Below are 7,902 nucleotides of genomic sequence, written 5' to 3'. Positions count from 1 at the left end.
ACCTCCAGGTCGTCTCCCCGCCGCTCGTCCGTTCTGGGAACCGTGGCCGCTACAGGCGGTGCGGGCCCTCGTAGTAGCCGCCGACCTGGCGGTGGTAGTCCGCGTCACCGAGGTGCTTGTCCTTGTCGAACTCGGGAGCGTTCTTGATCTGCTCCTTGGTGCGGTCGACATGGATCTTCTTCTCGCTCGCGTCGATGCGGCTGACCGTGCCCGCGGGCAGCAGGACTTCCTTGCCGAAGATCCAGGGACCCGTGTCGACCACGATGTACGCGGAGCCGACCTCGTCGGAATGCTTGTCGACCTTGCCGATCGATCCGTCCGTCGCCTCGACCTTGTAACCCGTCAGGTCCTCACCGGCCAGCCGGCCGGACGTCCCGCGGTAACCCCACACATTCTCCGTCATGTGAAAACAACTCCTTCGATCACAGGGAAATACGGGGAGATTTTCGCTCCGCTCTACTGCGCAACTGCCACAGCCACTACCAGCGATACCACCTGCCGCTGCCGCCCTTGGGGCGGGCGACGAAACCGACCAGCCACAGCACCAGGACCGCGATGGCGACCCACCAGAGAATCTTCAGTGCGAATCCCGCACCGAAGAGAATAAGAACCAGAAGCAGAACGAGAAGCAGGGGAACCATGTTTATCAACCTCCAAGGCAGCATGTGCCCGACCCTGCCGGAGCCATGCGCCCCAAACTCACTTCTTTCTTTTCCCAGAAGGTTTCGGCCGGTCCGTCACCGTCCCGACCGCTTCCGCGGCGTCCGAAGCGCAGGCTTCGAGGACGCCGGGCCGATCCGGCAAGTGACGGGACGTCACGCCGTCTTCGGGCTTCGCCCTGGCGGCACTGGCGCCGGTGGGCGTGTGGTGCACTTGCCGGGGAGAGGCTGCATGGCCTGACCGTAGGGAAATGGGGCGAAGATGGTCGAGCCGACAGTGCCGCGCGGGGGCGACGGGCCGCCGGGCGAGGTGGGGGAACCGGAACTGCGCCAGCTGCTGGCCGGCCTGACGGCCGTTCGCGACGGGGACTTCGGTACCCGCCTGCCGGAGGAGTCCGATGGGCTGCTCGGTGAGATCGCGACCGTCTTCAACGGCATGGTCGACCAGCTCTCGCTGTTCACCTCGGAGGTGACGCGGGTCGCCCGTGAGGTGGGTACCGAGGGCACTCTGGGCGGGCAGGCCGACGTGCCGGGGGTCTCCGGTACCTGGGCCGATCTCACGGACTCGGTCAACGCGATGGCCGGGAACCTGACCACGCAGGTGCGCGACATCGCCCAGGTCGCCACCGCGGTGGCGCGAGGGGACTTGTCGCAGAAGATCGATGTGGCTGCCCGTGGTGAGATCCTCGAGCTGAAGGACACCGTCAACACGATGGTGGACCAACTGTCCTCGTTCGCGGACGAGGTCACCCGGGTCGCGCGCGAGGTGGGCAGCGAGGGGCGGCTCGGCGGCCAGGCGGAGGTGCCCGGTGTGGCGGGAGTATGGCGGGACCTCACCGACTCGGTGAACTTCATGGCCGGCAACCTCACCAACCAGGTCCGCAACATCGCCCAGGTCACCACGGCCGTCGCCAAGGGCGACCTCTCGCAGAAGATCGACGTCGACGCCCGGGGCGAGATCCTCGAACTCAAGAACACCATCAACACGATGGTCGACCAGCTCTCCGCCTTCGCCGACGAAGTCACCAGGATGGCCCGCGAGGTCGGTACCGATGGCCGCCTGGGCGGGCAGGCGGACGTCAAGGGCGTCTCGGGCACCTGGCGCGACCTCACCGACTCGGTCAACTTCATGGCCGGGAACCTGACCGCGCAGGTCCGCTCCATCGCGGAAGTCGCCACGGCGGTGGCTCAGGGCGACCTCTCGCAGAAGATCCGGGTCGACGCCCGCGGCGAGATCCTCGAACTCAAGACGACGATCAACACGATGGTCGACCAGCTCTCCGCCTTCGCCGACGAGGTCACCCGCGTCGCGCGCGAGGTCGGCACCGAGGGGCGCCTCGGCGGGCAGGCGGACGTCAAGGGCGTCTCCGGCACCTGGCGCGACCTCACCGACTCGGTCAACTTCATGGCCGACAACCTCACGGCGCAGGTCCGCTCCATCGCCGAGGTCACGACGGCGGTGGCTCAGGGCGACCTCTCGCAGAAGATCCGGGTCGACGCCCGCGGCGAGATCCTCGAACTCAAGGAGACCATCAACACGATGGTCGACCAGCTCTCCGCCTTCGCCGACGAAGTCACCCGCGTCGCGCGCGAGGTCGGCACCGAGGGCAACCTGGGCGGCCAGGCGACGGTCAGGGGGGTCTCGGGGACGTGGAAGGACCTCACCGACAACGTCAACGTCATGGCCTCCAACCTCACGGGCCAGGTCCGCTCCATCGCCCAGGTCGCCACCGCGGTGGCCCGGGGCGATCTGTCGCAGAGGATCACGGTGGAGGCCAAGGGCGAGGTGGCCGCGCTCGCCGAGGTGATCAACACCATGGTGGACACCCTGTCGGCGTTCGCCGACGAGGTCACCCGAGTGGCCCGGGAGGTCGGGACCGAAGGCCGCCTCGGCGGCCAGGCCCGCGTCCCCAATGTGGCGGGCACCTGGAAGGACCTCACCGACAACGTCAATTCGATGGCGAACAACCTGACGGGCCAGGTCCGCAACATCGCCCTGGTCACGACGGCCGTCGCCAACGGTGACCTGTCGAAGAAGATCGACGTCGACGCCCGGGGCGAGATCCTGGAACTCAAGACGACGATCAACACGATGGTCGACCAGCTGTCCTCCTTCGCGGCCGAGGTCACCCGGGTCGCGCGCGAGGTGGGCAGCGAGGGCCGGCTCGGCGGCCAGGCCGAGGTCGAGGGCGTCTCCGGCACCTGGAAGCGGCTGACGGAGAACGTCAACGAGCTGGCGGGGAACCTCACCCGGCAGGTCCGGGCCATCGCCGAGGTGGCGAGCGCGGTCGCCGAGGGCGACCTGACCCGGTCGATCACGGTGGACGCCTCCGGCGAGGTCGCCGAGCTCAAGGACAACATCAACTCGATGGTCGGCTCGCTGCGCGAGACCACCCGCGCCAACCAGGTCCAGGACTGGCTCAAGTCGAATCTGGCCCGGATCTCCGCGCTGATGCAGGGCCACCGCGACCTCGCGGTCGTGGCGGATCTGGTGATGGACGAGCTGACCCCGTTGGTCGACGCGAGCTACGGCGCCTTCTACCTCGCCGAGGACCTCGACGGCGCGCCGTGGCTCACGCTCATCGGATCGTTCGGCCGCCCCGCGGACAGCCCGGCCGCCCGTCGGGTACGACACGGCGAGACACTCGTGGGCCAAGCGGCTCGCACCCGTCGCATCATCGCGACCGAGCACGTCCCGCCGGGCTATCTGATCTCCTCGGGACTCGGCAGTGCCACCCCCGCCAGCCTGATCGTGCTCCCCATCCTCGTGGAGGACCAGGTCCTCGGCGTCATCGAGCTCGCCTCCTTCACCTCCTTCACCCCCGTCCACCGCGACTTCCTCGGCCGCCTGATGGAAACGGTCGGCGTCAACGTCAGCACCATCGTGGCCAACGCCCGCACCGACGAGCTCCTCGGCGAATCCCAGCGACTCACCGTCGAACTCCGGGCCCGCTCCGGACAGCTGCAGGTCCAGCAGGACGAACTCCAGCGCTCCAACGCCGAGCTGGAGGAGAAGGCGGCCCTCCTCGCCACGCAGAACCGCGACATCGAGACGAAGAACCTGGAGATCGAGCAGGCCCGCCAGGAGTTGGAGGACCGGGCCCAGCAGCTCTCCCTCGCTTCGAAGTACAAGTCGGAGTTCCTGGCCAACATGAGCCACGAGCTGCGCACCCCGCTGAACAGCCTGCTCATCCTCGCCCAGCTCCTCTCACAGAACCCCGGCCGGAACCTGACCCCCAAGCAGGTCGAGTACGCGGGGATCATCCACTCGGCGGGCTCCGACCTGCTCCAGCTCATCAACGACATCCTGGACCTGTCGAAGGTCGAGGCGGGAAAGATGGACGTCAATCTGGAACGGGTCTCGCTCAAGCAGCTCCTCGACTACGTCGAAGCCACGTTCAGGCCCCTCACCACCCAAAAGGGCCTCGACTTCGAGGTGACGACGTCGCCCGGGGCCCCGGCGGACCTGCTCACCGACGACGCCCGGCTGCAGCAGATCCTGCGCAACTTGCTGTCCAACGCGGTCAAGTTCACCCAGCGGGGCCGTGTACGGGTTCGGATCGAGCCTGCCGACACCGCGGAGCTGCCGTCGGAGCTGGCCCAGGCCGGGTCGGTGGTGGCCTTCAGGGTCATCGACACCGGCATCGGCATCGCCGAGGAACAACTGGAAGTCATCTTCGCCGCCTTCCAGCAGGCCGACGGCACGACCAGCCGTAGGTACGGCGGGACCGGACTCGGCCTCTCCATCACCAGGGAGATCGCCCGCCTGCTCGGCGGCGTCGTCACCGCCCGCAGTGCGCCCGGCCAGGGATCGACCTTCACCCTGTACATGCCCGTCTCACGCACCGAGTCCGCCGAACGGGACGTCGAGGAAGTCCCCGCCCTCGGGCAGGCGCTCGCGCGCCAGGGTTCCCAGGATGCCGGCAGCGGTACCGCCGTCGATCAGGACGGCCGTCCGCGACGGCTCCTGGTCATCGAGGAGCGCGACCACGGCCTCCTGAGCCTGGTGGCCGAAAGCGCCGCCGCCGACCTGGCCACCGGCCCGTCGGCCGACCCGGTCGAGGTCGTCACGGCCACGACCGCCGTGGACGCCGCCACCGTGCTCGCCCAGTCGCCCTTCCACTGCGTGGTCCTCGCACTGGATGCCGACGATCAGGCACTCCGCTTCCTCCGGGCCCTCGGCGGCGACACGGCCCTGGCCTCCCTGCCGGTCCTCGCGCACGACAACCGGCGCATGACCCGTGCGCAGCAGGACGAGATCGCCCGGGTGGGCACCGCCCGGCCCCTGGAGGTGTTCACCAGTTTGGACGATCTCCGGGAACGGATCACGCTCCACCTCTCGGTCGACCGCCTGGGCGAGGTCCTGCCGCACGCGCGGCCCGGGGCACACCTTCCCGAGCCGGACGGCGCCGTGGTCGACAGCAGCCTCGCCCACCGCTCCGTTCTGGTCGTCGACGACGACGCCCGCAACCTGTACGCCATCAGCGGCATCCTCGAACTGCACGGCATCCGGGTCCTGCACGCGGAGAACGGTCGCAAGGGCATCGAGACCCTTCTCAGCACGCCCGGCATCGACCTGATCCTGATGGACGTGATGATGCCCGAGCTCGACGGATACGCGGCCACGGCGGAGATCCGGCGCATGCCCCGATACGCCGGCCTCCCCATCATCTCGGTGACGGCGAAGGCCATGCCGGGCGACCGCGAGAAGAGCCTCGCCTCCGGTTCGAGCGACTACGTCACCAAGCCCGTGGACGCCGACGACCTCATCGCCCGGCTGCGGCATTGGCTCCTCCCCCGGGACTCCGCGGGGTCCCCCCGTGTCTGACCGCGCCGCCCCCAGCCCCTCTCCAGCGTACGGGGGCGCCCCGACCGCACCGCAGCCCAGCCAGGTGAGCCGCCTGGCCTCGACGGTGGAGCGGCTGCGCCGCGAGGCAGCGGACGCCCAGGAAGCCTCCGACGGGCGCGCACTCATCGAAATGGCCAAGGGCATCCTCGTGGAGCGCCTCGGGTGCGGGCCCGCCGAAGCCAACCGCCAACTCACGGAACTCGCCGACCGCTCGACCTCGACCGTCCTCGCCCTGGCGGTCGACATCATCAATCAGGCTGCCCGGGACCAGGTCAGCGAGATCGCACAGCAGTTCCTCGAAGCCGTCGACACCGAGCCCCCCGCCGCCCGCTCCCTCACCCCGGCGGTACGGCTCAGGGCGGCCGAGAGCCGCGTGCTCGCGGCCACCGACTCCCAGGCCGTCGCCACCGCCCTGCTGGAGAACGCCCTCTCCCCGTTGGGTGCCAACGGGGTCGCCGTCTGGGCGGTCGCGGCGGACTCCTCGATCGCCCTGGTGGGTCAGGCCGGCTTCACCCCCGAGGAAGCCGTGCGCTGGCGCTACGTCCCGCCCGAGGTCGCCACCTGTGCGCGACTGGCGATGAACAACCGGGACCTCACGGTGGTGAACTCCCTCTCCGACGCGGGCGTCCCCACCATCGGGCGGCGCCGGTACCCGGACGGGGGGCGCATCATGGTCCCGGCCGGGACCGGAGGACGGCTCCTCGGCGTGCTGGAGGTGAGCTGGCCGGAACCTCTGCCCGCGCAGCCGCCCCGAGTCCTGCGCCAGTTGGAAGCCCTGGCCGAACTGTGCTCCCACACCCTCGAAGCAGGGGCCCCGGGCCCCGACCCCGCCTCCGACGCACCACATCTGGCGGCAGTGGCGGAACTGACCGACCTCGCGGACCACCTGCACGACCCCGTACTGGTCCTCACCCCGCACCTGGACCCGAGCGGCCGATTGACCGACTTCCGCATCCGTCACGGCAACCAGCGCTTCGTGGATCCCGCCGGACGCCCGCATTCCATGGTCACCGGCACGCTCTTCCTGGAGTCCTACCCGACCGCCGCGGAGGACCACGGGCTCTTCTCCAAACTGGAGCGCGTGTACGCCACGGGCGAGCCCTGTCAGGCATCGCGCACCACGCTCACGGCCCTCGTCGACGAGGTCCCCCTCACCTCGACCGCCGACGTCGGCATCAGCCGGCACGGCACGTCCCTCCTCCTCGTCTGGAGGATCGAGGACGAGACGGCCCGACTGGCCAGCCTGCTGCAGCACGCCCAACGCCTCGGCAGGGTCGGGGGCTTCGAACAGAACATCACCACCGGTGCGACCAGCTGGAACGACCAGCTCTACGCCCTGTTCGGCCTGCCCATGACGGCGGCTCCGATTCCGATCGAAGAACTCGCCGCCCACGCGCACCCCCACGACGCCCACTCTCTCGGGCGGTTCCTGCGCACCCTTCTGTACCGACTCCACGAATCATCAGTGGATTTCAGGCTCATCCGGCCCGATGGCATCACCCGGCACATCCGCATGGTGGCCGAACCCGTCCTGGACGACCGCGGGATCCTGCACTCCGTACGAGGCGCCTGCCAGGACATCTCCGCGCAGCACTGGACGGAGGTCGCCCTGGCCGCCACGCGCGACCAACTCGCCGACAGCGAAGCGGAATCGGCGGACCGTACCAAGCTCGCCCTGCAACTCCAGCACGCCATCATGCCCCCCGCCCCGGCCCCCCTCGACGTCCCCGGCATCCGGATCGCCGTACGCTACCGCCCTGCCGAATCCCAGTCCCTCGTCGGCGGCGACTGGTACGACTCGGTCGTACTGCCCAACAACAGGATCCTCATCAGCGTCGGTGACGTGGCCGGCCACGGAATCCAGGCAGCGACCGGCATGGTGATCCTGCGCAACGCCCTTCGCGGTCTCGCCGTCACCGGCGCCGGCCCCGCCCAGCTCCTCTCCTGGCTCAACAGCGTCGCCTACCACCTCACGAGCAGCCTCACCGCGACCGCGGTGTGCGCGATCTACGACCCCCGGACCCGTCGCCTGACCTGGGCCCGCGCCGGCCATCTGCCGCCTGTCCTGGTCAGGGGAACGGAGGCCAGGGCCTTCCCCGTCGCCCCGGGCGGCCTGCTCCTCGGCGCCCTGTCCGAGGTGACGTATCCGGAGGAAGAGGTACAGCTGGAGCACGAGGACACCCTCCTCATGTACACGGACGGGCTGGTCGAGCGCAGGGACGTCTCCGTCGCGGATGCCTTGACCCAGCTCCTCGACGTGGCCTCGCAAGCAGCGTCCTCCCTCGAAAAGCGCCTGGACAACCTGCTGACCTACAGCGCCTCCGACACCGACGACGACACGTGCCTCATCGGCGTCCAGGTGCGCTGACCCGCCGTCGGTCGGGGCGCGGCGCG

At 69.4% G+C, this 7,902-nt stretch carries 4 protein-coding genes; 2 read left to right on the top strand and 2 right to left on the bottom strand.

From position 1 onward, the window contains the following. Positions 1 to 49: 49 nt before the first annotated feature. A complete protein-coding gene (locus ACFWAR_RS07690; protein ID WP_385774149.1) occupies positions 50 to 403 on the bottom strand; it encodes a PRC-barrel domain-containing protein in 354 nt (117 codons plus the stop codon). Between the two features lie 76 nt (positions 404 to 479). Then, entirely contained in the window at positions 480 to 641 is a 162-nt protein-coding gene (locus tag ACFWAR_RS07685; protein ID WP_385773101.1) for a hydrophobic protein, read from the bottom strand. A gap of 280 nt (positions 642 to 921) precedes the next feature. On the opposite strand from ACFWAR_RS07685, the gene ACFWAR_RS07680 reads away from it, so the two are divergent. Both ACFWAR_RS07680 and ACFWAR_RS07675 read left to right on the top strand, forming a co-directional pair. Further along, on the top strand, positions 922 to 5,487 hold the full coding sequence (locus ACFWAR_RS07680; protein WP_385774147.1) for a HAMP domain-containing protein: 4,566 nt from the start codon (positions 922 to 924) through the stop codon (positions 5,485 to 5,487). After that, on the top strand, positions 5,444 to 7,876 hold the full coding sequence (locus ACFWAR_RS07675) for a SpoIIE family protein phosphatase (protein WP_385774167.1): 2,433 nt from the start codon (positions 5,444 to 5,446) through the stop codon (positions 7,874 to 7,876). Before ACFWAR_RS07680 ends, ACFWAR_RS07675 begins: the two co-directional genes overlap by 44 nt. Positions 7,877 to 7,902: the final 26 nt, after the last annotated feature.

This window comes from Streptomyces sp. NPDC059917 (genome assembly GCF_042730635.1).
Taxonomy (GTDB): Bacteria; Actinomycetota; Actinomycetes; order Streptomycetales; family Streptomycetaceae; genus Streptomyces.
Note: the sequence above shows the minus strand (reverse complement) of the source record. Positions and strands in the feature narration are given on the sequence as shown.